Source organism: Enterobacter mori LMG 25706, assembly GCF_000211415.1.
GTDB classification, from domain to species: Bacteria; Pseudomonadota; Gammaproteobacteria; order Enterobacterales; family Enterobacteriaceae; genus Enterobacter; species Enterobacter mori.
Genome location: NZ_GL890774.1, coordinates 18,789 through 44,627, shown reverse-complemented (window position 1 = coordinate 44,627; position 25,839 = coordinate 18,789). Strand labels below are relative to the sequence as shown.

Sequence of the window (25,839 nt, the reverse complement as noted above, 5' to 3'; positions counted from 1 at the left end):
TATGCTGAGCATTCTCTGGAATCTGGCGGCGTTCATTGTTGCACTGGGTGTACTGGTTACCGTGCATGAATTTGGCCATTTCTGGGTTGCTCGACGCTGTGGCGTGCGGGTGGAGAGATTCTCCATCGGGTTTGGTAAATCGCTCTGGAAGCGTACCGATCGCCATGGCACCGAGTTTGTCATCGCCCTTATTCCGCTGGGCGGCTACGTCAAAATGCTCGACGAGCGCGTCGAGCCTGTCGCGCCAGAACTGAGACACAGCGCGTTTAACAACAAAACCGTTGGGCAACGTGCTGCCATCATTGCTGCCGGTCCGGTAGCCAATTTCATCTTTGCTATCTTCGCTTACTGGCTGGTGTTTATCATCGGTGTCCCTGGCGTGCGTCCGGTTGTCGGTGAAATTGCCCCTGGCTCTATTGCAGCGAGTGGGCAAATTGCACCTGGGATGGAACTTAAAGCGATTGATGGCATCGAAACCCCTGATTGGGATGCCGTGCGATTGCAGCTGGTTGCGAAAATTGGTGATGAGAAGACGACTGTCAGCGTGTCGCCTTTTGGATCAGACCAGCGGCAGGAAAAAGTGCTGGATTTACGCCACTGGAGTTTCGAACCCGACAAAGAAGATCCCGTTTCCGCTCTGGGGATTCGGCCGCGCAGCGCGCAAATCGAACCGGTATTAGCCGAAGTACAGGCTAACTCCGCAGCGAGTAAAGCGGGTTTGCAAGCGGGCGACAGGATCGTTAAAGTCGATGGTCAACCATTAACACAATGGATGACCTTTGTTACTCTGGTACGCGATAATCCGGGTACATCGCTCGCGCTGGAAGTGGAAAGACAGGGGAGTCCGCTCTCACTGACGCTGATTCCGGATACCAAATCGAGCAGCGGAAAGGCAGAAGGGTTTGCAGGCGTTGTGCCGAAAGTGATCCCACTGCCAGATGAGTACAAGACAATACGCCAGTATGGGCCGTTCAGCGCCATCCTTGAAGCCACGGATAAAACATGGCAACTGATGAAGCTGACGGTAAACATGTTGGGGAAATTGATAACCGGTGATGTGAAACTGAACAACCTCAGTGGGCCTATTTCGATTGCTCAAGGGGCTGGGATGTCAGCGGAGTTCGGGGTGATTTACTATCTCATGTTTCTCGCGCTCATTAGCGTGAACCTCGGGATAATCAACCTGTTCCCGCTTCCCGTATTAGACGGGGGCCATCTGCTGTTTTTAGCCATTGAAAAGCTAAAAGGCGGACCGGTATCCGAGCGAGTTCAAGACTTTAGTTATCGCATTGGCTCGATTTTGCTGGTGCTGTTAATGGGGCTTGCACTTTTCAATGATTTCTCTCGGTTGTAAGAGAGTTAGTTAGGAAGAACGCATAATAACGATGGCGATGAAAAAGTTGCTCATAGCGTCGCTGCTGTTTAGCAGCGCCACCGTATACGGTGCTGACGGGTTCGTAGTGAAAGATATTCATTTCGAAGGCCTTCAGCGTGTCGCCGTTGGTGCGGCCCTCCTCAGTATGCCTGTGCGCCCCGGCGATACGGTTAATGATGAAGACATCAGTAACACCATCCGCGCTCTGTTTGCCACTGGCAACTTTGAGGACGTCCGCGTCCTGCGCGATGGTGATACGCTGCTGGTTCAGGTAAAAGAACGTCCAACGATCGCCAGTATCACCTTCTCCGGCAACAGGTCGGTGAAAGATGACATGCTCAAGCAAAACCTTGAAGCATCCGGTGTTCGTGTGGGGGAGTCCCTGGACCGCACAACCCTTGCAGACATTGAAAAAGGTCTGGAAGACTTCTATTACAGCGTCGGTAAATACAGCGCCAGCGTGAAAGCGGTAGTGACGCCGCTGCCGCGTAACCGTGTTGACCTGAAACTGGTCTTCCAGGAAGGTGTTTCTGCGAAGATCCAACAGATCAACATTGTGGGTAACCACGCGTTCAGCACTGACGAACTGATCTCAACGTTCCAGCTGCGTGACGAAGTGCCGTGGTGGAACGTGGTGGGTGACCGTAAATACCAGAAACAGAAACTGGCAGGCGACCTTGAAACCCTGCGCAGCTATTATCTGGATCGCGGTTATGCCCGTTTCAACATTGATTCAACTCAGGTCAGTCTGACTCCGGACAAGAAAGGGATCTACATTACGGTTAACATCACAGAAGGCGATCAGTACAAGCTTTCTGGCGTTGAAGTAAGTGGAAACCTGGCGGGGCATTCTGCTGAGATTGAGTCGCTGACCAAAATTCAGCCCGGCGATCTGTATAGCGGTTCTAAAGTCACCAAAATGGAAGACAGTATTAAAAAGCTGCTCGGCCGCTATGGTTACGCCTATCCGCGCGTACAAACTCAGCCGGAAATCAACGACGCAGAGAAAACCGTTAAGCTGCACGTGAACGTTGATGCGGGTAACCGTTTCTACGTGCGTAAGATCCGCTTCGAAGGTAACGATACGTCTAAAGATTCCGTTCTGCGTCGCGAAATGCGCCAGATGGAAGGGGCGTGGTTGGGTAGCGACCTGGTTGACCAGGGTAAAGAGCGTCTGAATCGTCTGGGTTACTTCGAGACGGTTGATACTGATACCCAGCGTGTACCAGGCAGCCCGGATCAGGTTGATGTCGTCTATAAAGTAAAAGAGCGTAACACCGGTAGCTTCAACTTCGGTGTGGGCTACGGTACTGAAAGCGGTGTGAGCTTCCAGGTCGGTGTTCAGCAGGATAACTGGCTGGGTACGGGGTACTCTGTTGGTATCAACGGGACCAAAAACGACTACCAGACCTACTCTGAGTTTTCTGTCACAAACCCATACTTCACCGTTGACGGTGTGAGCCTGGGTGGTCGTATCTTCTATAACGACTTTAAAGCAGACGACGCGGATCTGTCCTCCTATACCAACAAGAGTTACGGTGTAGACGGTACGCTCGGCTTCCCGGTGAACGAATACAACACGCTGCGTGCGGGCTTAGGTTATGTGCATAACGACCTGTCCAACATGCAGCCTCAGGTGGCGATGTGGCGTTATCTGGATTCCATTGGCCAGTCGGCAAGTACGTCCAGCGATGACAACGGTTTCGCGGCGGATGACTTCACCTTCAACTACGGCTGGACATATAACCGCCTTGACCGTGGCTACTTCCCTACGGAAGGTTCTCGCGTCAATCTGAACGGTAAAGTGACCATTCCTGGCTCTGATAACGAGTTCTACAAGTTGACGCTGGACACGGCGTCTTACTTCCCAATTGATGATGACCACAAGTGGGTTGTCCTGGGTCGTACTCGTTGGGGCTACGGTGATGGGATTGGCAGTAAAGAGTTGCCGTTCTATGAGAACTTCTATGCGGGCGGTTCCAGCACCGTTCGTGGCTTCCAGTCCAATAACATTGGTCCGAAAGCGGTCTACTACGGCGGTAATGACGAAGATAACTGCGCAAGCCGTGATCCAAAACAAGTGTGTAGCTCTGATGATGCAGTCGGCGGTAACGCTATGGCCGTGGCGAGCCTTGAGTTCATCACGCCTACGCCGTTTATCAGCGACAAGTACGCGAACTCTGTCCGTACCTCCTTCTTTATGGATGCGGGTACGGTGTGGGATACCAACTGGGAGAATACCGCCCAGATGCGTGCGGCAGGTGTTCCAGACTACAGCGATCCGGGCAACATTCGCATGTCCGCAGGTATCGCATTACAATGGATGTCACCGCTGGGGCCGTTGGTCTTCTCTTACGCCCAGCCGTTTAAGAAATACGATGGAGACAAAGCGGAGCAATTCCAGTTTAACATTGGTAAAACCTGGTAATAATTCGCTGCAAAGGAATGCGTTGGCAGTGTAGCGCTGACAACTGGCGATCGGTAACACGATCGCCTTGCCACGCAAAGAACGGTACCTTCAGGTGCCAATGGGATGGTAAGGAGTTAATTGTGAAAAAGTGGTTATTAGCTGCAGGTCTCGGTTTAGCGATGGCAACTTCTGCTCAGGCAGCGGACAAAATCGCAATCGTCAACATGGGTAATTTGTTCCAGCAAGTTGCACAGAAAACGGGCGTTTCTGCGACGCTGGAAAACGAATTCAAAGGCCGTGCTAGCGAGCTGCAACGTATGGAAGGCGACCTCCAGACTAAAATGCAGCGTCTGCAGCGCGATGGTTCTACCATGAAAGCAAGCGATCGCAGCAAGCTGGAAAAAGACGTAATGGCTCAGCGCCAGACCTTCTCCCAGAAAGCGCAGGCTTTCGAGCAGGATCGTCAGCGTCGTTCTAACGAAGAGCGCGGTAAACTGGTTACTCGCATTCAGTCTGCAGTTAAAGCTGTTGCTGCCGATCAGAGCATCGATCTGGTTGTTGATGCGAATGCCGTTGCTTTCAACAGCAGCGATGTTAAAGACATCACCGCTGATGTTCTGAAACAGGTTAAATAAGTAATGCCTTCAATTCGACTGGCTGATTTAGCTCAGCAGTTGGATGCAGAATTACACGGTGATGGCGATATCGTCATCACCGCTGTTGCGTCCATGCAATCTGCTAAAGCTGGCAACATCACTTTCATGGTAAGTCCTAAGTACCGTGAACACCTGGCTCAATGCCAGGCGTCTGCCGTTGTTCTGACGCAGGACGATCTTCCGTTTGCCACAGGCGCTGCTCTGGTAGTGACAAATCCCTACCTGACGTATGCACGCATGGCCCAAATTCTTGATACCACGCCGCAGCCGGCGCAGAACATTGCGGCTAGTGCCTCAATTGATCCGACGGCTCAGCTGGGTAACAACGTTGCAGTTGGTGCAAACGCTGTCATTGAATCCGGCGTTGTGCTGGGTGACAACGTGGTGATTGGTCCAGGCTGCTTTGTTGGTAAAAATACGAAGATTGGTGCAGGGTCCCGCTTGTGGGCCAATGTATCTGTCTACCATGAGGTTGAGATTGGCGAAAATTGCCTCATTCAATCCAGCACGGTGATTGGTTCTGACGGTTTCGGTTACGCCAACGATCGGGGTAACTGGGTTAAGATCCCACAGTTGGGTCGCGTGATTATCGGCGATCGTGTTGAGATCGGTGCCTGTACCACTATTGACCGCGGTGCGCTTGACGACACCATTATTGGCAATGGTGTTATCATTGATAACCAGTGCCAGATTGCACATAACGTTGTGATTGGCGACAATACCGCAGTTGCGGGCGGCGTGATCATGGCAGGCAGCCTCAAAATTGGCCGTTACTGCATGATTGGCGGTGCCAGTGTGATCAACGGCCATATGGAAATATGCGACAAAGTGACGGTGACAGGTATGGGCATGGTTATGCGTCCTATCACTGAACCTGGCGTCTATTCCTCAGGCATTCCGCTGCAACCGAACAAGGTCTGGCGTAAAACAGCTGCTCTGGTGATGAATATTGATGATATGAGCAAGCGTCTCAAAGCGATTGAGCGCAAAATCGATCAACAAGACTAAGCGTTCATCCGTTTAACGCTAATTTTCCCGGCCTGTCGGCTTTTTTATAAACCGGCAGGCCGTGTTATTATTGCTACTTAGTACATTTGACAGGAAGAGTATTTTGACTACTGACACTCATACTCTGCATATTGAAGAGATTTTAGAACTTCTGCCGCACCGCTACCCGTTTTTGCTGGTAGACCGTGTGCTGGATTTTGAAGAAGGTCGTTTTCTGCGCGCAGTGAAAAATGTCTCCGTTAACGAGCCTTTCTTCCAGGGACACTTCCCTGGTAAGCCGATCTTCCCGGGTGTGTTGATCCTGGAAGCAATGGCACAGGCAACCGGTATTCTGGCGTTTAAAAGCGTAGGTAAACTGGAGCCGGGTGAACTCTATTACTTCGCAGGTATCGATGAGGCGCGCTTTAAGCGTCCAGTTGTGCCTGGTGATCAGATGATCATGGAAGTCACTTTTGAAAAAACGCGTCGCGGCCTGACTCGCTTCAAAGGCGTAGCTCTGGTTGACGGCAAAGTTGTTTGCGAAGCGACGATGATGTGTGCTCGTAGCCGGGAGTCCTGATACGTGATTGATAAATCTGCCTTTATTCATCCTACTGCCATCGTGGAAACCGGTGCCATCATTGGTGCTAACGTCCACGTTGGCCCGTTCTGTATTGTTGGACCCCATGTCGAAATTGGTGAGGGTACAGTACTGAAATCTCACGTTGTGGTGAATGGTCACACGACCATTGGCTGTAATAACGAGATTTATCAGTTCGCTTCCATCGGTGAAGTTAACCAGGATCTGAAATATGCTGGTGAAGCTACCCGTCTGGAAATTGGCGATCGTAACCGTATTCGTGAAAGCGTCACCATTCATCGTGGAACAGTACAGGGCGGTGGGTTGACGAAGGTAGGCAGCGACAACCTGTTTATGGTTAATGCGCATATCGCGCATGACTGTACCGTGGGTGACCGCTGTATCCTCGCCAACAACGCAACGCTGGCGGGGCACGTATCGGTAGATGATTTCGCAATTATCGGTGGTATGACCGCAGTTCATCAGTTCTGCATCATTGGTGCACACGTGATGGTCGGCGGCTGCTCAGGTGTGGCGCAAGACGTTCCACCTTACGTTATTGCGCAGGGTAACCATGCCACGCCATTTGGCGTGAACATCGAAGGCCTCAAGCGCCGTGGCTTTAGCCGCGAAGCGATTACAGCCATCCGCAACGCGTACAAACTGCTGTACCGTAGCGGGAAAACGCTGGAAGAGGCGAAGCCGGAAATTGCCGAGCTGGCGAACAAACACCCTGAAGTGAACGCGTTCATGGAGTTCTTTGACCGTTCAACAAGGGGTCTGATTCGTTAATGGTCGACAGTCGTCCGCTTACGATAGCCCTGGTCGCCGGAGAAACCTCCGGCGATATTCTTGGTGCTGGTCTCATCCGCGCGCTAAAAGCTCGCGTACCTAATGCTCGCTTTGTGGGTGTTGCTGGCCCGCTGATGCAGGCTGAAGGTTGCGAAGCCTGGTATGAGATGGAAGAGCTGGCCGTGATGGGCATCGTTGAGGTGCTGGGGCGTCTGCGTCGCTTACTTCATATTCGTGCCGATCTCACCCGCCGTTTTACCGACCTCAAACCTGATGTGTTTGTCGGTATCGATGCGCCTGATTTCAACATTACCCTCGAAGGGAATTTGAAAAAGCAGGGGATCAAAACCATTCATTACGTCAGTCCGTCCGTCTGGGCGTGGCGACAGAAACGCGTTTTCAAAATCGGGAGATCCACCGATCTGGTGCTGGCTTTCCTGCCTTTCGAAAAAGCGTTTTACGACAGATTTAATGTTCCGTGCCGTTTTATCGGTCATACCATGGCGGATGCGATGCCATTGGATCCGGATAAAAACGCGGCGCGCGACGTACTGGGTATTCCCCATGACGTTCACTGTCTGGCGCTGCTGCCGGGCAGCCGCGGTGCTGAAGTTGAAATGCTGAGTGCCGATTTCCTCAAAACAGCGCAAATGCTTCGCCAGACCTATCCCGACCTTGAAGTGGTCGTGCCGCTGGTGAATGCCAAACGCCGCGAGCAGTTTGAGCGTATCAAAGCGGAAGTCGCCCCGGATCTTCACGTCCGTCTGCTGGACGGGAAAGGACGGGAAGCGATGTATGCGAGCGATGCCGCGCTGCTGGCCTCCGGCACGGCGGCGCTGGAGTGTATGCTGGCGAAATGCCCGATGGTGGTCGGTTATCGCATGAAGCCGTTCACCTTCTGGCTGGCAAAACGTCTGGTGAAAACGGATTATGTCTCCCTGCCAAACCTGCTTGCCGGTCGCGAGCTGGTGAAAGAGTTGTTGCAGGATGAGTGCCAGCCGCAGGCGCTCGCGGATGCACTGCTGCCGCTGCTGGCAAACGGCAAGACCAGCCACGAGATGCACGATACCTTCCGTGAACTGCATCAACTGATCCGCGGTAATGCTGATGAGCAAGCGGCTGATGCGGTGCTGGAGCTAGCAAAATGATGGAATTTGTTTATCCTCACACCCACCTTGTGGCGGGCGTGGACGAAGTGGGTCGTGGTCCGTTAGTGGGAGCTGTGGTCACCGCGGCGGTGATCCTCGATCCGGCTCGTCCCATTATCGGGCTGAACGACTCTAAAAAATTGTCTGAAAAGCGCCGGCTGGCGTTGTTTAGTGAGATTCAGGAGAAGGCGCTGGCCTGGAGCCTGGGGCGCGCTGAACCGCATGAAATAGACGAGCTGAATATTTTGCATGCTACGATGCTGGCGATGCAGCGTGCGGTAGCGGGTTTGAAAATTTCTCCTGAATATGTCCTGATTGACGGAAACCGCTGTCCGGCACTGCCAATGCCTTCAATGGCGGTCGTCAAAGGCGATAGCCGGGTCGCAGAAATTAGCGCAGCTTCTATTATTGCCAAAGTGACGCGCGACGCCGAAATGGCCGCGCTGGACCTCACTTACCCTCAGTATGGTTTCGCCCAGCATAAGGGGTATCCCACACCTTTCCATCTGGAAAGGCTGGCTGAACATGGCGCAACCGAACACCACCGTCGCAGCTTTGGCCCGGTGAAGCGCGCGCTGGGACGGGTGTCCTGAATCAATACGCAAGTAATTAAGTAACGCGGAATCTGAAGATGGCTGAACCACGTTTCGTACACCTGCGGGTGCATAGCGACTACTCCATGAGCGATGGGCTGGCAAAGACCGGACCGCTGGTAAAAAAGGCGGCCGCGCTCGGCATGCCTGCGCTGGCGATCACCGATTTTACCAACCTGTGTGGCCTGGTGAAGTTCTACGGAACCGCGCATGGTGCCGGGTTAAAGCCAATTGTCGGCGCGGATTTTCATGTCCAGAGCGAGCTGCTCGGCGATGAAATGACGCAGATCTCCGTGTTGGCGATGAACAACACCGGTTATCAGAACCTTACCCTGCTTATCTCTAAAGCCTATCAGCGTGGATATGGCGCGATGGGCCCGTGGATCGACCGCGACTGGCTGGCAGAGCTGAACGAAGGCCTGCTGCTGATTTCCGGCGGTCGCATGGGCGATGTCGGCAAGTGTCTGCTGCGTGGCAACAGTGCGCTGGTGGATCAGTGCGTCTCGTTCTACGAAGAGTATTTCCCGGATCGCTACTATCTTGAGCTGATCCGCACCGGGCGTGCGGACGAAGAAAGCTATCTGCATGCCGCCGTGGCACTCGCCGAAGAGCGCGGTCTGCCTGTGGTGGCCACCAACGATGTCCGTTTCCTCGAAGCGGGCGATTTTGACGCACATGAAATGCGTGTGGCGATCCATGACGGCTTCACCCTCGACGATCCTAAACGTCCGCGTAACTACTCCTCTCAGCAGTATATGCGCAACGAAGAGGAGATGTGTGAGCTCTTCTCTGACATCCCGGAAGCGCTGGAAAACAGCGTTGAAATAGCAAAACGCTGTAACGTCACCGTGCGTCTCGGCGAGTACTTCCTGCCGCAGTTCCCGACGGGTGACATGACCACGGAAGATTTCCTGGTCGTAAAATCTAAGGAAGGCCTGGAAGAGCGTCTGGAGTTCCTGTTCCCGGATGAAGCCGTTCGCAAAGAGAAACGCCCGCCGTACGATGAACGTCTGGATATTGAACTCCAGGTGATCAACCAGATGGGCTTCCCCGGCTACTTCCTGATCGTTATGGAGTTTATCCAGTGGTCGAAAGATAACGGCGTGCCGGTCGGACCGGGGCGTGGCTCCGGAGCAGGATCGCTTGTGGCCTATGCGCTTAAAATTACCGATCTCGACCCGCTGGAGTTTGACCTGCTGTTCGAACGTTTCCTTAACCCGGAACGTGTTTCCATGCCCGACTTTGACGTCGACTTCTGCATGGAGAAACGCGACCAGGTGATCGAGCACGTCGCCGATATGTACGGCCGTGATGCGGTATCGCAGATTATTACGTTCGGTACGATGGCGGCGAAAGCGGTTATCCGTGACGTCGGCCGCGTGCTGGGCCACCCGTACGGGTTTGTTGATCGTATTTCTAAGCTGGTGCCGCCCGATCCGGGCATGACGCTGGCAAAAGCGTTTGAAGCCGAACCTCAGCTGCCGGAAATCTACGAAGCCGACGAAGAAGTTAAAGCGCTGATCGACATGGCGCGCAAGCTGGAAGGCGTCACGCGTAACGCCGGTAAGCATGCGGGGGGCGTGGTTATCGCCCCGACCAAAATCACCGACTTCGCACCGCTATACTGCGATGAAGCGGGCCAGCACCCGGTTACCCAGTTCGATAAGAACGACGTAGAATACGCCGGGCTGGTGAAGTTCGACTTCCTCGGCCTGCGAACACTGACGATCATCGACTGGGCGCTGAAGATGATCAACCCGCGTCGGGAAAAGCAGGGCCTTGAGCCAATAGACATCGCAGCCATCCCGCTGGATGACAAAAAAAGTTTCGACATGCTGCAGCGCTCGGAGACTACCGCCGTCTTCCAGCTTGAATCCCGCGGCATGAAAGATCTGATTAAGCGTCTTCAGCCTGACTGCTTCGAAGATATGATCGCACTGGTGGCCCTGTTCCGTCCGGGCCCGCTGCAGTCGGGGATGGTAGATAACTTTATCGACCGTAAGCACGGGCGCGAAGAGATTTCCTATCCGGACGTTCAGTGGCAGCACGAAAGCCTGAAGCCGGTGCTTGAGCCAACCTACGGCATCATCCTGTATCAGGAACAGGTTATGCAGATCGCCCAGGTGCTTTCCGGCTATACCCTCGGCGGCGCGGACATGCTGCGTCGTGCAATGGGTAAGAAAAAGCCGGAAGAGATGGCCAAGCAGCGAGGCACTTTCGAAGAAGGAGCGAGAAAAAACGGCGTTGATGGTGAACTGGCGATTAAGATCTTTGACCTGGTGGAGAAATTCGCCGGGTACGGATTTAACAAATCCCACTCCGCCGCCTATGCTTTGGTGTCGTATCAAACGCTGTGGCTGAAAGCGCACTATCCTGCTGAATTTATGGCGGCGGTAATGACGGCCGATATGGACAATACCGAGAAGGTGGTTGGCCTTGTGGACGAGTGCTGGCGCATGGGGCTCAAGATCCTGCCGCCGGACATTAACTCGGGTCTCTATCACTTCCACGTCAACGACGACGGGGAGATCGTTTATGGGATCGGCGCGATCAAAGGCGTGGGTGAAGGGCCGATCGAGGCGATCATCGAAGCGCGTAACAACGGCGGGTATTTCCGCGAGCTGTTCGATCTTTGCGCCCGTACCGATACCAAAAAACTTAACCGCCGCGTGCTGGAAAAACTGATCATGTCCGGCGCGTTTGACAGGCTGGGGCCGCACCGCGCCGCGCTGATGAACTCGCTCGGCGACGCCCTGAAAGCGGCGGATCAGCATGCAAAAGCGGAAGCGATTGGTCAGGCGGATATGTTTGGCGTGCTGGCGGAAGAGCCAGAGCAGATTGAACAGTCATACTCCAACTGCCAGCCGTGGCCAGAACAGGTCGTACTGGATGGGGAGCGTGAAACGTTAGGCTTGTACCTGACTGGGCACCCGATCAACCAGTACATTAAAGAAATTGAGCGCTATGTCGGCGGCCACAGGCTAAAAGACATGCATCCGACAGATCGTGGTAAAATCACCACGGCTGCGGGGCTCGTGATTGCTGCAAGGGTAATGGTCACCAAGCGCGGCAATCGTATCGGCATCTGTACGCTGGATGACCGTTCCGGGCGTCTGGAGGTGATGTTATTCACCGATGCGCTGGATAAATACCAGCACTTGCTGGAAAAAGACCGCATACTTATCGTCAGCGGACAGGTCAGCTTTGATGACTTCAGCGGGGGGCTTAAAATGACCGCCCGCGAAGTGATGGACATTGACGAAGCCCGGGAAAAATATGCTCGCGGGCTTGCTATCTCGCTGACGGACAGGCAAATTGATGACCAGCTTTTAAACCGACTCCGTCAGTCTCTGGAACCCCACCGCTCGGGGACCATTCCAGTACATCTCTACTATCAGAGGGCGGATGCACGTGCGCGGTTGCGCTTTGGTGCAACGTGGCGTGTCTCTCCGAGCGATCGTTTACTGAACGATCTCCGTGGCCTCATTGGTTCGGAGCAGGTGGAACTGGAGTTTGACTAATACAGGAATACTATGAGTCTGAATTTCCTTGATTTCGAACAGCCGATTGCTGAGCTGGAAGCGAAAATCGATTCTCTGACAGCGGTAAGCCGTCAGGGTGAAAAACTGGATATTAACATCGACGAAGAAGTGCATCGTCTGCGCGAGAAAAGCGTAGAACTGACGCGCAAAATCTTTGCCGATCTCGGCGCATGGCAGGTGGCCCAGCTGGCACGCCATCCACAGCGTCCGTACACCCTGGATTATGTCCGCCTGGCGTTTGACGAATTTGACGAACTGGCAGGCGATCGCGCATACGCTGACGATAAAGCTATCGTTGGCGGTATCGCGCGTCTGGACGGACGCCCGGTGATGATCATTGGTCATCAGAAAGGTCGTGAAACCAAAGAGAAAATCCGTCGTAACTTCGGGATGCCAGCACCAGAAGGCTACCGTAAGGCCCTGCGTCTGATGGAGATGGCTGAACGGTTCAACATGCCTATCATCACTTTCATCGACACCCCGGGTGCTTACCCTGGCGTGGGTGCAGAAGAGCGCGGTCAGTCTGAAGCTATCGCGCGCAACCTGCGCGAGATGTCTCGTCTGAAGGTGCCGGTCATCTGTACCGTTATTGGTGAAGGCGGTTCCGGTGGTGCGCTGGCCATTGGCGTGGGCGATAAAGTGAATATGCTGCAGTACAGCACCTATTCCGTTATCTCCCCGGAAGGCTGTGCGTCCATTCTGTGGAAAAGCGCCGACAAAGCGCCGCTGGCTGCAGAAGCAATGGGCATCATTGCGCCGCGCCTGAAAGAGCTTAAGCTGATCGACTCCATCATCCCGGAACCGCTGGGTGGTGCGCATCGTAAGCCGGAAGTGATGGCCGCTTCCCTGAAAGCACAGCTGCTGGCTGACCTGGCGGATCTGGACGTGCTGAGCAAAGACGATCTGCTCAACCGTCGCTACCAGCGTCTGATGACCTACGGTTACGCGTAAGCTTCACAATTATCTGAAAAGCCGCACACTGTTGCGGCTTTTTTTATATCTGCGGTTTAGCCGGACTATGCTTAGCTAATGTTTTTTAAGGAGGAAGCCCATGAATATCATTGCCATTATGGGGCCACACGGCGTCTTTTATAAAGATGAGCCGATTAAGGAGCTGGAGCAAGCCCTGCAGTCGCGCGGGTATCAGCTAATCTGGCCGCACAACAGCGCCGACCTGCTGAAGTTCATCGAGCATAATCCGCGTATCTGTGGCGTGATCTTCGACTGGGATGAATATGACCTCGAACTGTGCAGCGATATCAACAAGCTGAACGAATATCTCCCGCTTTACGCGTTTATCAATACCCACTCAACCATGGACGTCAGCGCCAATGATATGCGAATGGCGCTGTGGTTCTTTGAATATTCGCTCGGCGTGGCGGAGGATATTGCGACCCGCATTCAGCAATATACCGGTGAATATCTCGATAACATTACGCCGCCGTTTACCCGCGCGCTCTTCACCTACGTGAAGGAAGGCAAATATACCTTCTGTACGCCAGGCCATATGGCGGGAACGGCCTATCAAAAAAGCCCGGTGGGCTGCCTGTTCTATGATTTCTTTGGCGGCAACACGCTGAAAGCGGACGTGTCGATTTCAGTCACCGAATTAGGCTCTCTGCTGGATCATACCGGCCCGCATCTGGAGGCCGAAGAGTATATTGCCCGCACCTTTGGTGCTGAACAGAGCTATATGGTGACCAACGGCACCTCGACCTCGAACAAAATCGTCGGGATGTACGCTGCCCCTGCAGGCAGTACCTTGCTGATTGACCGCAACTGTCATAAATCGCTGGCGCATCTGCTGATGATGAGCGACGTCGTGCCGCTCTGGCTGTCACCCACGCGCAACGCGCTCGGTATTCTTGGCGGCATCCCGCGTCGTGAGTTTACGCATGACGCCATAGAAGGTAAGGTCGCGGCGATCCCCGGCGCGAGCTGGCCTGTTCACGCGGTGATCACTAACTCCACCTACGACGGCCTGCTGTACAACACCAACTGGATCAAGCAGACGCTGGATGTGCCGTCGATCCACTTTGATTCAGCGTGGGTGCCGTACACCAATTTCCACCCGATTTACGCCGGTAAAAGCGGTATGAGCGGCGAGCGTGTGCCGGGCAAAGTGTTCTTCGAAACGCAGTCGACGCATAAAATGCTGGCTGCGTTTTCGCAGGCTTCGTTAATTCACATCAAAGGTGAGTACGACGAAGATACGTTTAACGAAGCCTTTATGATGCACACCACTACCTCGCCGAGCTATCCGCTGGTGGCCTCGATTGAAACGGCCGCGGCGATGTTGCGCGGCAATCCGGGCAAACGCTTGATCAACCGCTCGGTGGAGCGCGCGCTGCATTTCCGCAAAGAAGTTCAGCGGCTGAAAGATGAAGCCGACGGCTGGTTCTTTGATATCTGGCAGCCGGAAGAGATTGATGAAGCTGAATGCTGGCCCGTCTCACCCGGCGAAGACTGGCATGGTTTCCGGGATGCCGATGCTGACCATATGTTCCTCGATCCGGTCAAAGTGACGATCCTGACGCCGGGCATGGACGAGCAGGGCATTATGGGTGAAGAAGGGATCCCCGCCGCGCTGGTGGCGAAGTTCCTGGACGAGCGCGGCGTGGTGGTGGAGAAAACCGGGCCGTATAACCTACTGTTCCTGTTCAGCATTGGGATCGACAAAACCCGCGCGATGGGGTTGTTGCGCGGCCTGATGGAGTTTAAGCGCGCCTACGATCTCAACCTGCGGGTGAAGAACATGCTGCCGGATCTCTACGCGGAGGATCCTGACTTCTATCGTAATATGCGCATTCAGGATCTGGCTCAGGGGATCCACAAACTGATCCGCCAGCACGACCTGCCGCGTCTGATGCTGCAGGCGTTTGATGTCCTACCGGAAATGAAACTCACGCCACACAAAGCGTGGCAGCGGCAGGTGAAAGGCGAGGTGGAAACCATCGAGCTGGAGAATTTGGTCGGGCGGGTGTCGGCCAACATGATCCTGCCTTATCCGCCGGGTGTTCCGCTTTTAATGCCCGGTGAGATGATCACCGAAGAGAGTCGGGCGGTGCTCGATTTCCTGCTGATGCTCTGCTCTGTCGGACGCCATTATCCGGGCTTTGAGACCGATATCCACGGTGCGAAGCGCGATGAACAGGGCGTGTACTGGGTGCGAGTCCTAAAATAAAGGTGACCGCTTGCAAGGTGCGGGTTTTCGGTTGTAACGTTCAGGCATCATAAAAAGGAGAAGCTATGCTGGGTTTAAAAGCTGTTCATCATATTGCGATTATTGCGACCGATTACGCGAAAAGTAAGTCCTTCTACTGCGATATCCTTGGCTTTACGCTGCTCAGTGAGGCTTACCGCGAGGAGCGCGACTCCTGGAAGGGCGATCTGGCGCTAAACGGGCAATATGTTATTGAGCTGTTCTCATTTCCTTTTCCGCCTGCGCGTCCTTCACGTCCGGAAGCCTGCGGCCTGCGCCATCTGGCCTTTAGCGTTGATGACCTTAATAGCGCGGTCAAACATCTGGAATCTCACGGCGTGATGTGCGAAGCGATACGCGTCGATCCGTTCACCGACAAGCGTTTTACCTTTTTCAGCGACCCCGATGGCCTGCCGCTGGAGCTTTACCAGCAGTAATCGCCGTCATGTGTGATAATGCCCGCTTAGTCCGGGCATTTTTTATGTGTAATTTCCTATGACCTCACCCGCTATCGCACAAGCCGTTTCACCGTACCGCCAGCTGCTGGTGGGGTTTAGCGGTGGGCTGGATTCCACCGTTTTGCTCCACCGCCTTAAACTCTGGCGTGACCAGGATCCTGACGTCCAGCTCCGGGCGATGCATATCCATCACGGGTTAAGTCCTCATGCTGATGCATGGGTAGCGCACTGTGAAGCCCTCTGTAAGGCGTGGAACATCCCGTTGATAGTTGAACGCGTGGCTCTCCAGGACGAAGGGCTGGGTATTGAGGCGCAGGCGCGCAAGGCCCGCTATGCCGCTTTTGCTCGCGCCTTACTGCCCGGTGAAGCACTCGTTACGGCGCAACATCTTGACGATCAGTGCGAAACTTTTTTACTTGCGCTTAAGCGGGGCAGTGGTCCGGCGGGGCTATCCGCCATGCCTGAGCGCGCGCGTTTTGCCGGAACCGAATTAATCCGCCCGCTGCTGGGTGAAACACGTGCTTCTCTTGAATCCTGGGCGCATGAATATCAGCTGAGCTGGATTGAGGACGAAAGCAATCAGGACGACAGCTACGATCGTAATTTCCTGCGTCTGCGCGTCTTACCGCTACTGACCGAACGCTGGGAGCACTTTGCTGAAGCGACGGCCAGGAGCGCCACGCTCTGTGCCGAGCAGGAGAGCCTGCTGGATGAGTTGCTGAGTGAAGAGCTGGCCGAGCTGATTTCCTCTGAGGGTGCGCTGGCAATTGCGCCGCTGGAAGCGATGAGTGCGGTACGCCGTGCCGCAGTTTTACGCCGCTGGTTGGCCTCTCATCATGCCGTCATGCCGTCGCGAGCAATGCTCGGCAGAATATGGGATGAAGTGGCGCAGGCGCGAGAAGATGCCACACCGAGCGTTTACCTGAACGGCTTCGAGGTCAGGCGCTATCAGGGCAAACTGTGGTGGGTTAAATCCCGTTCTTCTCTTTCTGATGTTGTTCTCGACTGGCCCTGCGTGGTGGAAGCGCTGACATTACCCGCTGGCGCGGGTAGTGTATCCCTGACGAATGCCGGTCACGTGCGTCTGCCAGAAGCGGATGAGCCCGTTACGGTGCGTTTTAAAGCCGGTGGTTTGCTGCATATCGTCGGGCGTAATGGCGGACGAAAGCTGAAGAAAATCTGGCAGGAGAACAATGTGCCGCCCTGGCTGCGCGATACCACGCCGCTACTGTTTTATGGTGAGACGCTTATTGCCGCTGCGGGCGTGTTTATCACTGAAGAAGGGTGGGCAGAAAAGGGCGTTTCGTTTGAGTGGAATGCGTAACGGGCAGCCGGGCTGCCCGTGAGTGTCATCAGGATTCGCTTACCACAACGGTACCGATTTCCGGGTGGCTGAAGCTGGCAATTTTGTCCAGACGAAGCTCGCGCGTCGCGCCGGCATCTTCCACTATAAGATATTCCACATTCTTACGCGAAACCAAATCGCTGGCTTTCGCCTTCAACACTTCGCCATCTTTTAGCTCCAGCGTCAGTATTAAATGATGCTGGCAGGCGAGTTCGAGGTTGTCATAGTCATCACAATTGATGGGTTGATAAGTATCATTCATCGACATAATCGCTCACCAGTAAATTCGCCGCAGCATACGCTGCTTTTTCCCTGACCGACTCTGAAAGGCTCTCATCAGAGGCCACTTCATTAAGCACCTTCAATACACAGCCCAACGCGTCCGGGACATATCCCAGATCGCCGCTGGCGATTTCCGCATACCGTTTGCGAATTAACTCACAATAATTATTCACATCCCCTCCCGCCAGCGCACTGACTTACTGTGAGATATCATTAAGCCTACGAAGATAAACTCGGTTTAGCAAGGTGACTATACCATACTCATTTAAGCAATATCAGCGCCTTGATAGCGCACTATTCATCACCTCGTAACAGCGTTTTGCTCCGGTTTTCGCTACAATGTCCGCCTGAATCGAAAGGAGTTCTCTGATGGCGCTGAAAGCGACAATTTATAAAGCTGTGGTCAATGTGGCGGATCTTGACCGCAACCAGTTCCTTGATGCGTCATTGACGCTGGCGCGTCACCCCTCTGAAACCCAGGAACGCATGATGCTGCGCCTGCTGGCGTGGATTAAATACGCCGACGAGCGTTTGCAATTTACGCGTGGTTTGAGTGCGGAAGATGAACCCGAAGCCTGGCTGCGCAACGATCATCTCGGTATCGATTTGTGGATTGAGCTTGGCCTGCCGGATGAACGCAGGATTAAAAAGGCGTGCACCCAGTCCGCTGACGTGGCGTTATTCGCGTATAATCAACGCGCTGCGGAGATCTGGTGGCAGCAAAACAAGAGCAAGTGCGGACAGTTTAAAAATCTCACCGTTTGGTATCTGGATGATGAGCAGCTGGCGCAACTGAGCGAGTTTGCTGGCCGAACGATGGTCCTGCAGGCGACGATTCAGGACGGTGCGATCTGGCTTTCTGATTCTCAGAATAATCTGGAAATCCATTTGACGGCGTGGCAACCGGCGTCATGATTGTTTTGTCCCGAAACGTCAGCATTCCGGATAACGAGCTGGAGATCACTGCCATCCGGGCGCAGGGCGCGGGCGGTCAGCACGTTAACAAGGCCTCAACGGCTATCCATTTGCGCTTTGACATTCGGGTCTCCAGCCTGCCAGAGTATTATAAAGAAAGTCTGCTTGCCGCCAGCCATCATCTGATCACCAGCGATGGCGTCATTGTGATTAAAGCGCAGGAGTACCGCAGCCAGGAGTTAAACCGGGAAGCGGCGATTGCGAGGCTGGTGGCGATGATTAAAGAATTAACGACAGTGCAGAAAAGCCGTCGGGCAACGCGGCCCACACGTGCATCGAAAGAGCGTCGGCTGTCGTCAAAGGCGCAGAAATCCACAGTGAAAGCATTACGCGGTAAAGTTCGTCGCCCTACAGAGTGACGAAAGGGAACACACTTTTCATAAGGAATTCATTGTGAAAAAAGTATTATGGTCAGCGCTGGCAGCGAGTACGCTGTTTGCGCTTTTTGGGTGTAACAACCGTTCGGAAACGCAGGTATTACAGCCTACGCAAACGGAAGAATTAAAGCCGATGCAGCAGAGCTGGCGTGGCGTATTGCCTTGTGCGGACTGTGAGGGCATCGAAACATCCCTGTTCCTGCAAAAAGACGGCACATGGGTAATGAACCAGCGCTATCAGGGCGCGAAAGAGCCTTCTTCGTTTGGGACTTACGGCACCTGGGCACGTACGGCTGAGAAGCTGGTCCTGACGGATACGACCGGGGAGAAAACCTGGTTCCGCCCTAAAGGTGACAGCATGGAAATGCTTGACCGTGAAGGCAATCCTATTGAGTCTCAGTTCAATTACACGCTCGCCCCGGTAAAAGCGGCACTGCCTGCCACGCCAATGGCGATGCGAGGAATGTATTTCTACATGGCAGATGCGGCAATCTTCACCGATTGCGTCACCGGTAAGAAAGTCAGCGTGGCAAACAATGCTCAGCTGGAGCGTGATTATGCCGTGGCGCGCGGCAACGACAGCAAGCCGGTTCTGCTGACGGTGGATGGTCACTTTACCCTGGAGCCGAACCCGGACAGCGGTGAGATGGTGAAAACTCTGGTGGCCGATAAAGACGCGAAATTTGTTGCAGGTAAAAACTGCGACAGTAAATAAGCTGACGTAGCGCCATTAAAAAACCCCGCCGGAGCGGGGTTTTTTGTTTCTTAACCTTTAATGGCTTTCACCAGGTAATCAAGAATGTCGCCAGTCTTGATCATCTGTTTCTCGCCGCTGCGACGGTATTTGTATTCAATCTCGTCGCTGTCGAGGTTACGGTCGCCGATGACAACGGTGTGCGGAATACCGATCAGTTCCATATCAGCAAACATCACGCCAGGACGCTCTTTACGGTCATCCATCAGCACGTCGATGCCCTTGGCGCGCAGCTCAGCGTAAAGTTTTTCCGCCAGTTCCTGCACGCGGTAAGACTTATGCATGTTCATTGGCAGAATCGCAACCTGGAACGGCGCGATGTTGTCAGGCCAGACGATGCCACGCTCGTCGTAGTTTTGCTCGATAGCCGCAGCAACTACGCGCGTTACACCGATACCGTAGCAGCCCATTGTCAGAACCTGGTTACGGCCATCTTCGCCCTGAACGGCAGCGTTCATCGCGCGGGAGTATTTATCGCCCAGCTGGAAGATATGACCCACTTCGATACCGCGCTTGATCATCAGCGTACCCTGGCCGTCCGGGCTTGGATCGCCTGCGACCACGTTACGGATGTCGGCTACTTCTGGCGTCGCCACGTCGCGATCCCAGTTGATGCCGAAGTAGTGCTTACCGTCGATGTTTGCACCAGCAGAGAAGTCGCTCATTGCGGCAACCGTGCGGTCAATAACAACCGGAACGGGCAGATTGACTGGACCCAGTGAACCTGGACCCGCATTCACAACGGCGCGGATTTCCGCTTCCGTGGCGAAGGTCAGCGGGCTGGCAACCTGCGGCAGCTTCTCGGCTTTCACTTCGTTCAGCTCGTGATCGCCACGGACCAGCAGGGCAACCAGCGGGTATGCGCTACCTTCGGTGGATTTTACCAGCAAGGTTTTTACCGTTTTCTCAATCGGCAGGTTGAACTGTTCAACCAGCTCGGCGATGGTTTTCGCGTTTGGCGTATCAACCAGCTTCATCTCTTCGGTGGCAGCAGCGCGTGGCGTTTTTGGTGCCAGTGCTTCAGCAAACTCGATGTTTGCCGCGTAATCAGAGGAGTCAGAGAAGATCACATCGTCTTCACCACTCTGTGCCAGTACCTGGAACTCATGGGATGCACTACCGCCAATAGAACCCGTATCAGCCTGCACCGCACGGAAATCCAGACCCATGCGGGAGAAGATTTTGCTGTACGCAGCGTACATGGCGTCGTAAGTCTCTTGCAGCGATTCCTGAGAAGTATGGAAAGAGTAGGCATCTTTCATCAGGAATTCGCGAGAGCGCATGACGCCAAAGCGTGGACGCACTTCGTCACGGAATTTGGTCTGGATCTGGAAGAAGTTCAGCGGCAGCTGTTTGTAAGAGCTCAGCTCATTACGGATCAGATCGGTAATGACTTCTTCATGCGTTGGGCCGAGGACAAACGGACGATCGCCGCGATCGGCAATACGCAGCAGTTCCGGACCGTACTGCTCCCAGCGACCGCTCTCCTGCCACAGTTCAGAGGGCTGAACGACCGGCATTAACACCTCGATTGCACCGGCGTTGTTCATCTCTTCACGCACGATGTTTTCGACTTTTTTCAGGACGCGCACGCCGGTCGGCAGCCAGGTGTATAACCCGGAGGCCAGCTTGCGGATCATCCCGGCGCGCAGCATCAGCTGATGGCTGATCACTTCGGCGTCGGCAGGTGTCTCCTTTAAAGTGGAGAGCAGATATTGGCTAGTACGCATGTTGTTACGGTTCCGTTTCGACGAGTAGGGCTGGCTTAAAGGCCAACCTGACACAAAAAAAGTGGTTTAGTTTACCAGTGTGGCAAAGATGCCAAAAGAGAGGAGGTTAAAATTACCTGGGTTCCAGGGCAAACACTTCAAAACCTGCCCCGGTTACGCGCCAGCGCACGTTAAAATCCAGTAGCCAGACGGCATAGGTTTTACCGGCTTCCTCTTCTTTTCGGTAGGCGGGACGAGGGTCCTGCGCCAGTACTTCAACGATAAAGTCCCGAAGATGGGGATAACGCTTTTCGAGCTGATGTATCTGGACGGTGAGCTCAGGCGTGAAGTGTACCGGCATATCGGCCTGTGGGGCGTCCTGAGCATAACTTGCCCGGGCGTCCGGTAGCGCTTCAGCGAAAGGCAAATACGGCTTGATGTCGATAACCGGCGTGCCATCCACCAGGTCAAGACTGCCTAACTCGAGGATCACTTGATCCTTCTGACAGCGTATACCTTTCAGTTCAACCAGCGACATGCCGATGGGGTTGGGACGAAAGGTCGAACGGGTGGCGAAAACACCCATTCTTGCATTTCCTCCCAGACGAGGAGGGCGCACCGTAGGGCGCCAGCCACCTTCCATGGTCTGGTGAAACACAAAGACAACCCACAGGTGGCTGAAGGCGTCGAGCCCGCGTACCGCATCGGCCTGATTGTAGGGCGCGATCAGATGAAGCTCGCCGCCGCCCCGTGTCACCAGACCGGGCTGGCGCGGTACGGCGAATTTCTCTTTATAAGGAGAGTGGATAACGCCTATTTGCTCAAACTGAAATGCACTCATTTCGCCGTAATGTTTAGTGCAGAACCGATACAAACAGCCTGACGATAACATCCTGGCGTACCGCTGGTCACTTCACAGCTGTGCAGCAGCACCGCGTTGGCTTTCATTTTGGACGCGTTAATCTGCATACGCTTGCGGGCCGTTGGAATGTTTGGAGGAGAGTCCTGATTCGTTGCCTGGCAGGATTCGCCGCTCACTTCACCCAGTTCACGGAATGGCTTGCCCACGAGATCGTCGGCTTTAGTGATAATGCGTACCGGTGCAGGGCGAGGCGCTTTCGGTTTTGCTGGCTCCGCTTTTGGCGGGGTTGCTGTGCTTTGAACAGGTTCAACAGGAGATCTGCTTAGCATAGAACAGCCGCTCAGCATGAGTGCTAAGAGACAGATCGGTAAAGCACGCATAATAGTTCCTCAATGGATAATCAAAACAACGGATATTGAATCAGTTGCCTGCATAAATGACAAGACGGGCATAAGCCCGTCCTGATGATATTACACTGAGAGGAGATTACCAGCCTTTAACAGCACCGCCGTTAAACACCTTGTTGGCTTCCTGGTAAACTTCGTCAGACTGATAAGCCTGAACAAATTTCTTCACGTTTTCCGCGTCTTTGTTGTCTTCGCGAGTCACGATCAGGTTGACGTATGGGGAGTCTTTATCTTCAACGAAGATGCCGTCTTTCGCAGGGGTCAGGCCGATCTGGCTGGCGTAAGTGGTGTTGATCACGGCCAGTGCGATCTGTGCATCGTCAAGTGAACGTGGCAACTGTGGTGCTTCCAGCTCAACCAGTTTCAGATTTTTCGGATTCTCGATAACGTCCAGTGCAGTCGGCAGCAAACCCACGCCGTCTTTCAGTTTAATCAGGCCCACTTTCTGCAGCAGCAGCAGGGAGCGACCGAGGTTTGTTGGGTCGTTAGGGATCGCGACCTGGGAGCCGGGCTGCAGTTCATCAAGCGATTTGATTTTTTTCGAGTAACCGGCAATTGGGTAAACGAAGGTGTTACCGGCCGCAACGAGCTTGTAGCCGCGATCTTTGATCTGCTGATCCAGGTATGGTTTGTGCTGGAAGGCGTTGGCGTCAATATCGCCTTTGCTCAGCGCTTCGTTCGGCAGCACGTAATCGTTGAAGGTTACCAGCTCAACGTCCAGACCATATTTTTCTTTCGCCACTTTCTGCGCAACTTCAGCAACCTGCTGCTCAGCACCCACGATAACGCCCACTTTAATGTGGTTTGGATCTTTTTCGTCCTGACCGCAACCCACCAGTGCCAGAGAGCCGATCAGCGCGCCTACCGCTGCAAGGGTCTTTAATTTAAACGCCATGTTTTATCCTTAACTCGTCGAGTTTGTGTTGTGTGTAACGTTATTTGTGAGTAACAGCCCGGACGATGCGATCGCCAGAGAATTGGATTAAGTAAACCAGCACAACCAGCAATACCAGAACGGTATTCATTACGGTAGCGTTATAACCAATATAGCCATATTGATAGCCGATCTGGCCTAAACCGCCAGCACCGACTGCGCCACCCATCGCGGAATAGCCGACCAGCGTAATAAGCGTAATGGTCGCTGCGTTCACCAGACCAGGCAACGCTTCAGGCAGCAGCACTTTGCGTACGATCTGCATCGGCGTTGCGCCCATTGCGCGGGAGGCTTCGATCAGACCGGTTGGGATCTCCAGCAGGGCGTTTTCCACCATACGGGCGATAAACGGCGCTGCACCTACGGTTAGCGGAACGATGGCCGCCTGCAGACCGATAGACGTTCCGACGATCACGCGGGTAAACGGAATCATCCATACCAGCAGGATAATGAACGGGATAGAACGGAAGATATTCACCAGCGCAGAGAGGGTGCGATACAGCTTCGCGTTCTCAATGATTTGACCCGGACGCGTCACGTACAGCAGGACGCCGGCCGGCAGACCAATCACAAAACCAAAGAAGCCCGATACAAAGGTCATTGCCAGCGTTTCCCAAACGCCGCGAACCAGCAGCCACATCATCGGCTCAGACATAACCCAGTACCTCTACTTTTACATGGTGTTCTTGCAGCCAGGCAATCGCCGCCTGGGTTTCTTCTTGTGTCCCGTGCATTTCCGTCAGCATGATGCCGAACTTCACGCCACCGGCGTAATCCATCTGCGCGCTAATGATGTTGTTGTTCACGTTAAAGCGACGGGCAGTTTCGGAAAGTAATGGAGCGTCAACGGACTGACCGGTGAATTCCATACGCAGCATTGGGACGCTGTCTGCCGTTGCTTCTGTTTTCAGACGTTCCAGATAATCTTCCGGAATATCCAGATGCAGCGTGGACTGAATAAACTGCTGCGCCAGCGGAGTTTTCGGATGCGAGAACACTTCACTTACCGTGTCCTGCTCGATCAGTTCACCGTTACTGATGACCGCCACGCAGTCACAGATGCGTTTCACCACATCCATTTCGTGCGTAATAAGGAGGATCGTCAGGCCCAGGCGACGATTAATATCTTTCAGCAGTTCCAGAATCGAACGAGTGGTCGCCGGGTCCAGTGCGCTGGTCGCTTCATCGCACAGCAGCACCTTAGGATTACTTGCCAGCGCGCGGGCAATGGCCACACGCTGTTTCTGCCCACCGGACAGGTTCGCCGGGTAGCTATCATGTTTATCGCCCAGTCCCACGAGGTCGAGCAGTTCGGTGACGCGACGCTGCACTTCTTCTTTAGGCGTGTTGTCCAGTTCCAGCGGTAATGCGACGTTACCGAAAACGGTACGGGAAGCCAGCAGGTTGAAGTGCTGGAAGATCATGCCAATCTGGCGGCGTGCTTTAGTGAGTTCTTTCTCTGAGAGGGCGGTAAGCTCTTGCCCGCCAACTTCAACGCTGCCCTGGGTTGGACGCTCAAGCAGGTTAACACAACGGATAAGTGTACTTTTACCTGCACCCGATGCGCCAATGACGCCATAAATTTGACCAGCAGGAACATGCAGGCTGACATTGTTCAACGCCTGAATGGTTCGGTTCCCCTGCTGGAACACTTTGGTGATATTGGAAAGTTTAATCATTAGATTATTTTTATCATATGTAAGTTAGCCGTGGCATTTTGTTCTGCCAGATACGGGTGATGACCGTAAACAAAACGGATGTTAAGGCATCCAGACGTCTAAATCAATCCAACTCTGTGCGATGAGCACTTTATTGCGCTGCGATTCATGAGATACTAGCGGAACATGCCTTTTTCAGGAGCAAACCGGTGGCAAAATCAGTACCCGCAATTTTTCTCGATCGTGATGGCACTATTAATGTGGATCATGGTTACGTCCATGAGATTGATGAGTTCGAGTTTATCGAGGGCGCAATAGATGCCATGCGCCAGCTGAAAGAGATGGGTTATGCGCTGGTGGTTGTGACTAACCAGTCCGGTATTGCACGCGGTAAATTCACCGAAGCGCAGTTCGAGACGCTGACGGAATGGATGGACTGGTCGCTGGCCGATCGCGGTGTGGATCTCGACGGCATCTATTATTGTCCGCATCACCCGCAGGGAACGGTAGAAGAGTATCGCCAGACCTGTGTTTGCCGTAAACCGCATCCGGGGATGTTCATCTCTGCGCAGGAATTTCTGCACATTGATATGGCTGCCTCTTATATGGTGGGCGATAAACTGGAAGATATGCAGGCAGCTGCTGCTGCGGGGGTTGGGACCAAAATATTAGTTCGCACCGGTAAGCCAGTGACGCCAGAAGCAGAGAATGCAGCAGATTGGGTAATTAATAGTCTGGCAGACCTGCCTGAAGAGATTAAAAAGCACCAAAAATAGCCTTTTTGGTGAAAAGG

Annotated in this window: 25 protein-coding genes; 17 read left to right on the top strand and 8 right to left on the bottom strand. The window is 53.8% G+C overall.

The genetic code is table 11. The features are described 5' to 3' along the window. The first annotated feature begins 1 nt into the window (after position 1). The 13 genes from rseP (at position 2) to tilS (ending at position 17,067) form a co-directional block, all read left to right on the top strand. Positions 2–1,354: a sigma E protease regulator RseP gene (gene rseP / locus ENTMO_RS0102090; RefSeq protein ID WP_010426715.1), complete on the top strand. Its 1,353-nt coding sequence runs from the start codon at positions 2–4 to the stop codon at positions 1,352–1,354. A 31-nt stretch (positions 1,355–1,385) separates the two neighbouring features. Next, positions 1,386–3,803: an outer membrane protein assembly factor BamA gene (gene bamA, locus ENTMO_RS0102085; protein ID WP_010426712.1), complete on the top strand. Its 2,418-nt coding sequence runs from the start codon at positions 1,386–1,388 to the stop codon at positions 3,801–3,803. A 122-nt stretch (positions 3,804–3,925) separates the two neighbouring features. Next, complete coding sequence (gene skp / locus ENTMO_RS0102080) at positions 3,926–4,420, top strand: molecular chaperone Skp (protein ID WP_010426710.1); 495 nt, start codon at positions 3,926–3,928, stop codon at positions 4,418–4,420. Positions 4,421–4,423: 3 nt separating this feature from the next. Next, on the top strand, positions 4,424–5,449 hold the full coding sequence (lpxD, locus tag ENTMO_RS0102075; RefSeq protein ID WP_010426709.1) for a UDP-3-O-(3-hydroxymyristoyl)glucosamine N-acyltransferase: 1,026 nt from the start codon (positions 4,424–4,426) through the stop codon (positions 5,447–5,449). Between the two features lie 103 nt (positions 5,450–5,552). Next, positions 5,553–6,008, top strand: coding sequence for a 3-hydroxyacyl-ACP dehydratase FabZ (gene fabZ, locus ENTMO_RS0102070; protein WP_010426706.1), 456 nt, complete (start codon positions 5,553–5,555; stop codon positions 6,006–6,008). 3 nt (positions 6,009–6,011) lie between these two features. Continuing rightward, entirely contained in the window at positions 6,012–6,800 is a 789-nt protein-coding gene (lpxA, locus tag ENTMO_RS0102065; RefSeq protein WP_010426704.1) for an acyl-ACP--UDP-N-acetylglucosamine O-acyltransferase, read from the top strand. Beyond that, positions 6,800–7,948 carry a lipid-A-disaccharide synthase gene (gene lpxB / locus ENTMO_RS0102060; protein WP_010426702.1) on the top strand — a complete coding sequence of 383 codons (1,149 nt, stop codon included), beginning with the start codon at positions 6,800–6,802 and terminating at the stop codon, positions 7,946–7,948. Before lpxA ends, lpxB begins: the two co-directional genes overlap by 1 nt. Beyond that, a complete protein-coding gene (gene rnhB / locus ENTMO_RS0102055) occupies positions 7,945–8,541 on the top strand; it encodes a ribonuclease HII (protein WP_010426699.1) in 597 nt (198 codons plus the stop codon). Before lpxB ends, rnhB begins: the two co-directional genes overlap by 4 nt. A 38-nt stretch (positions 8,542–8,579) precedes the next feature. Continuing rightward, on the top strand, positions 8,580–12,062 hold the full coding sequence (dnaE, locus tag ENTMO_RS0102050) for a DNA polymerase III subunit alpha (RefSeq protein ID WP_010426697.1): 3,483 nt from the start codon (positions 8,580–8,582) through the stop codon (positions 12,060–12,062). A gap of 12 nt (positions 12,063–12,074) precedes the next feature. Beyond that, complete coding sequence (accA, locus tag ENTMO_RS0102045) at positions 12,075–13,034, top strand: acetyl-CoA carboxylase carboxyl transferase subunit alpha (protein ID WP_010426695.1); 960 nt, start codon at positions 12,075–12,077, stop codon at positions 13,032–13,034. Positions 13,035–13,134: 100 nt separating this feature from the next. Next, the gene (locus ENTMO_RS0102040) at positions 13,135–15,267 is read left to right on the top strand and encodes a lysine decarboxylase LdcC (RefSeq protein ID WP_010426693.1); all 2,133 of its coding nucleotides are present in this window, start codon (positions 13,135–13,137) and stop codon (positions 15,265–15,267) included. Positions 15,268–15,332: 65 nt separating this feature from the next. After that, positions 15,333–15,722: a VOC family protein gene (locus ENTMO_RS0102035; RefSeq protein WP_010426691.1), complete on the top strand. Its 390-nt coding sequence runs from the start codon at positions 15,333–15,335 to the stop codon at positions 15,720–15,722. Between the two features lie 58 nt (positions 15,723–15,780). Beyond that, entirely contained in the window at positions 15,781–17,067 is a 1,287-nt protein-coding gene (gene tilS / locus ENTMO_RS0102030; RefSeq protein WP_029484919.1) for a tRNA lysidine(34) synthetase TilS, read from the top strand. Positions 17,068–17,095: 28 nt separating this feature from the next. Here the strand turns inward: tilS and rof are convergent, their stop codons facing one another. Together rof and ENTMO_RS0102020 are read right to left on the bottom strand one after the other, a co-directional pair. After that, complete coding sequence (rof, locus tag ENTMO_RS0102025) at positions 17,096–17,356, bottom strand: Rho-binding antiterminator (RefSeq protein WP_010426685.1); 261 nt, start codon at positions 17,354–17,356, stop codon at positions 17,096–17,098. Then, the gene (locus ENTMO_RS0102020; protein ID WP_008501889.1) at positions 17,343–17,543 is read right to left on the bottom strand and encodes a YaeP family protein; all 201 of its coding nucleotides are present in this window, start codon (positions 17,541–17,543) and stop codon (positions 17,343–17,345) included. The genes rof and ENTMO_RS0102020 overlap by 14 nt, the downstream gene beginning before the upstream one ends. A gap of 196 nt (positions 17,544–17,739) precedes the next feature. Between ENTMO_RS0102020 and ENTMO_RS0102015 the strand changes: the two genes are divergently transcribed. The 3 genes from ENTMO_RS0102015 to nlpE are packed head-to-tail and all read left to right on the top strand — an operon-like array spanning position 17,740 to position 19,437. Further along, positions 17,740–18,285, top strand: coding sequence for a YaeQ family protein (locus ENTMO_RS0102015; protein ID WP_010426674.1), 546 nt, complete (start codon positions 17,740–17,742; stop codon positions 18,283–18,285). Beyond that, entirely contained in the window at positions 18,282–18,704 is a 423-nt protein-coding gene (arfB, locus tag ENTMO_RS0102010; RefSeq protein ID WP_010426671.1) for an alternative ribosome rescue aminoacyl-tRNA hydrolase ArfB, read from the top strand. Before ENTMO_RS0102015 ends, arfB begins: the two co-directional genes overlap by 4 nt. A 34-nt stretch (positions 18,705–18,738) precedes the next feature. After that, the gene (nlpE, locus tag ENTMO_RS0102005) at positions 18,739–19,437 is read left to right on the top strand and encodes an envelope stress response activation lipoprotein NlpE (protein ID WP_010426670.1); all 699 of its coding nucleotides are present in this window, start codon (positions 18,739–18,741) and stop codon (positions 19,435–19,437) included. A gap of 50 nt (positions 19,438–19,487) precedes the next feature. Here nlpE and proS read toward each other — a convergent pair whose 3' ends face one another. The 6 genes from proS to metN all read right to left on the bottom strand — a co-directional run bounded on the left by proS (position 19,488) and on the right by metN (position 25,067). Beyond that, positions 19,488–21,206: a proline--tRNA ligase gene (gene proS / locus ENTMO_RS0102000; protein WP_010426668.1), complete on the bottom strand. Its 1,719-nt coding sequence runs from the start codon at positions 21,204–21,206 to the stop codon at positions 19,488–19,490. Positions 21,207–21,318: 112 nt separating this feature from the next. Beyond that, complete coding sequence (gene tsaA, locus ENTMO_RS0101995) at positions 21,319–22,026, bottom strand: tRNA (N6-threonylcarbamoyladenosine(37)-N6)-methyltransferase TrmO (protein WP_010426666.1); 708 nt, start codon at positions 22,024–22,026, stop codon at positions 21,319–21,321. Further along, on the bottom strand, positions 22,023–22,427 hold the full coding sequence (rcsF, locus tag ENTMO_RS0101990; RefSeq protein WP_010426664.1) for an Rcs stress response system protein RcsF: 405 nt from the start codon (positions 22,425–22,427) through the stop codon (positions 22,023–22,025). Before rcsF ends, tsaA begins: the two co-directional genes overlap by 4 nt. 106 nt (positions 22,428–22,533) lie before the next feature. Then, positions 22,534–23,349: a methionine ABC transporter substrate-binding lipoprotein MetQ gene (metQ, locus tag ENTMO_RS0101985; RefSeq protein WP_010426661.1), complete on the bottom strand. Its 816-nt coding sequence runs from the start codon at positions 23,347–23,349 to the stop codon at positions 22,534–22,536. 40 nt (positions 23,350–23,389) lie between these two features. Next, entirely contained in the window at positions 23,390–24,043 is a 654-nt protein-coding gene (locus ENTMO_RS0101980; RefSeq protein ID WP_010426659.1) for a methionine ABC transporter permease MetI, read from the bottom strand. Continuing rightward, positions 24,036–25,067: a methionine ABC transporter ATP-binding protein MetN gene (gene metN, locus ENTMO_RS0101975; RefSeq protein ID WP_010426657.1), complete on the bottom strand. Its 1,032-nt coding sequence runs from the start codon at positions 25,065–25,067 to the stop codon at positions 24,036–24,038. The genes ENTMO_RS0101980 and metN overlap by 8 nt, the downstream gene beginning before the upstream one ends. 188 nt (positions 25,068–25,255) lie before the next feature. Between metN and gmhB the strand changes: the two genes are divergently transcribed. Continuing rightward, positions 25,256–25,822, top strand: a complete 567-nt coding sequence (gene gmhB, locus ENTMO_RS0101970) for a D-glycero-beta-D-manno-heptose 1,7-bisphosphate 7-phosphatase (RefSeq protein WP_010426655.1) — start codon at positions 25,256–25,258, stop codon at positions 25,820–25,822. The last annotated feature ends 17 nt before the right edge of the window (positions 25,823–25,839 follow it).

What these genes read in the sequence shown, in the direction of transcription:
- rseP (WP_010426715.1), top strand. Translation starts at nt 2, where the DNA reads ATGCTGAGCATTCTCTGGAATCTGGCGGCGTTCATTGTTGCACTGGGT.
- bamA (WP_010426712.1), top strand. Translation starts at nt 1,386, where the DNA reads ATGGCGATGAAAAAGTTGCTCATAGCGTCGCTGCTGTTTAGCAGCGCC.
- lpxD (WP_010426709.1), top strand. Translation starts at nt 4,424, where the DNA reads ATGCCTTCAATTCGACTGGCTGATTTAGCTCAGCAGTTGGATGCAGAA.
- lpxB (WP_010426702.1), top strand. Translation starts at nt 6,800, where the DNA reads ATGGTCGACAGTCGTCCGCTTACGATAGCCCTGGTCGCCGGAGAAACC.
- rnhB (WP_010426699.1), top strand. Translation starts at nt 7,945, where the DNA reads ATGATGGAATTTGTTTATCCTCACACCCACCTTGTGGCGGGCGTGGAC.
- dnaE (WP_010426697.1), top strand. Translation starts at nt 8,580, where the DNA reads ATGGCTGAACCACGTTTCGTACACCTGCGGGTGCATAGCGACTACTCC.
- accA (WP_010426695.1), top strand. Translation starts at nt 12,075, where the DNA reads ATGAGTCTGAATTTCCTTGATTTCGAACAGCCGATTGCTGAGCTGGAA.
- ENTMO_RS0102040 (WP_010426693.1), top strand. Translation starts at nt 13,135, where the DNA reads ATGAATATCATTGCCATTATGGGGCCACACGGCGTCTTTTATAAAGAT.
- ENTMO_RS0102035 (WP_010426691.1), top strand. Translation starts at nt 15,333, where the DNA reads ATGCTGGGTTTAAAAGCTGTTCATCATATTGCGATTATTGCGACCGAT.
- tilS (WP_029484919.1), top strand. Translation starts at nt 15,781, where the DNA reads ATGACCTCACCCGCTATCGCACAAGCCGTTTCACCGTACCGCCAGCTG.
- rof (WP_010426685.1), bottom strand. Translation starts at nt 17,356, where the DNA reads ATGTCGATGAATGATACTTATCAACCCATCAATTGTGATGACTATGAC.
- ENTMO_RS0102015 (WP_010426674.1), top strand. Translation starts at nt 17,740, where the DNA reads ATGGCGCTGAAAGCGACAATTTATAAAGCTGTGGTCAATGTGGCGGAT.
- arfB (WP_010426671.1), top strand. Translation starts at nt 18,282, where the DNA reads ATGATTGTTTTGTCCCGAAACGTCAGCATTCCGGATAACGAGCTGGAG.
- proS (WP_010426668.1), bottom strand. Translation starts at nt 21,206, where the DNA reads ATGCGTACTAGCCAATATCTGCTCTCCACTTTAAAGGAGACACCTGCC.
- tsaA (WP_010426666.1), bottom strand. Translation starts at nt 22,026, where the DNA reads ATGAGTGCATTTCAGTTTGAGCAAATAGGCGTTATCCACTCTCCTTAT.
- rcsF (WP_010426664.1), bottom strand. Translation starts at nt 22,427, where the DNA reads ATGCGTGCTTTACCGATCTGTCTCTTAGCACTCATGCTGAGCGGCTGT.
- metQ (WP_010426661.1), bottom strand. Translation starts at nt 23,349, where the DNA reads ATGGCGTTTAAATTAAAGACCCTTGCAGCGGTAGGCGCGCTGATCGGC.
- ENTMO_RS0101980 (WP_010426659.1), bottom strand. Translation starts at nt 24,043, where the DNA reads ATGTCTGAGCCGATGATGTGGCTGCTGGTTCGCGGCGTTTGGGAAACG.
- metN (WP_010426657.1), bottom strand. Translation starts at nt 25,067, where the DNA reads ATGATTAAACTTTCCAATATCACCAAAGTGTTCCAGCAGGGGAACCGA.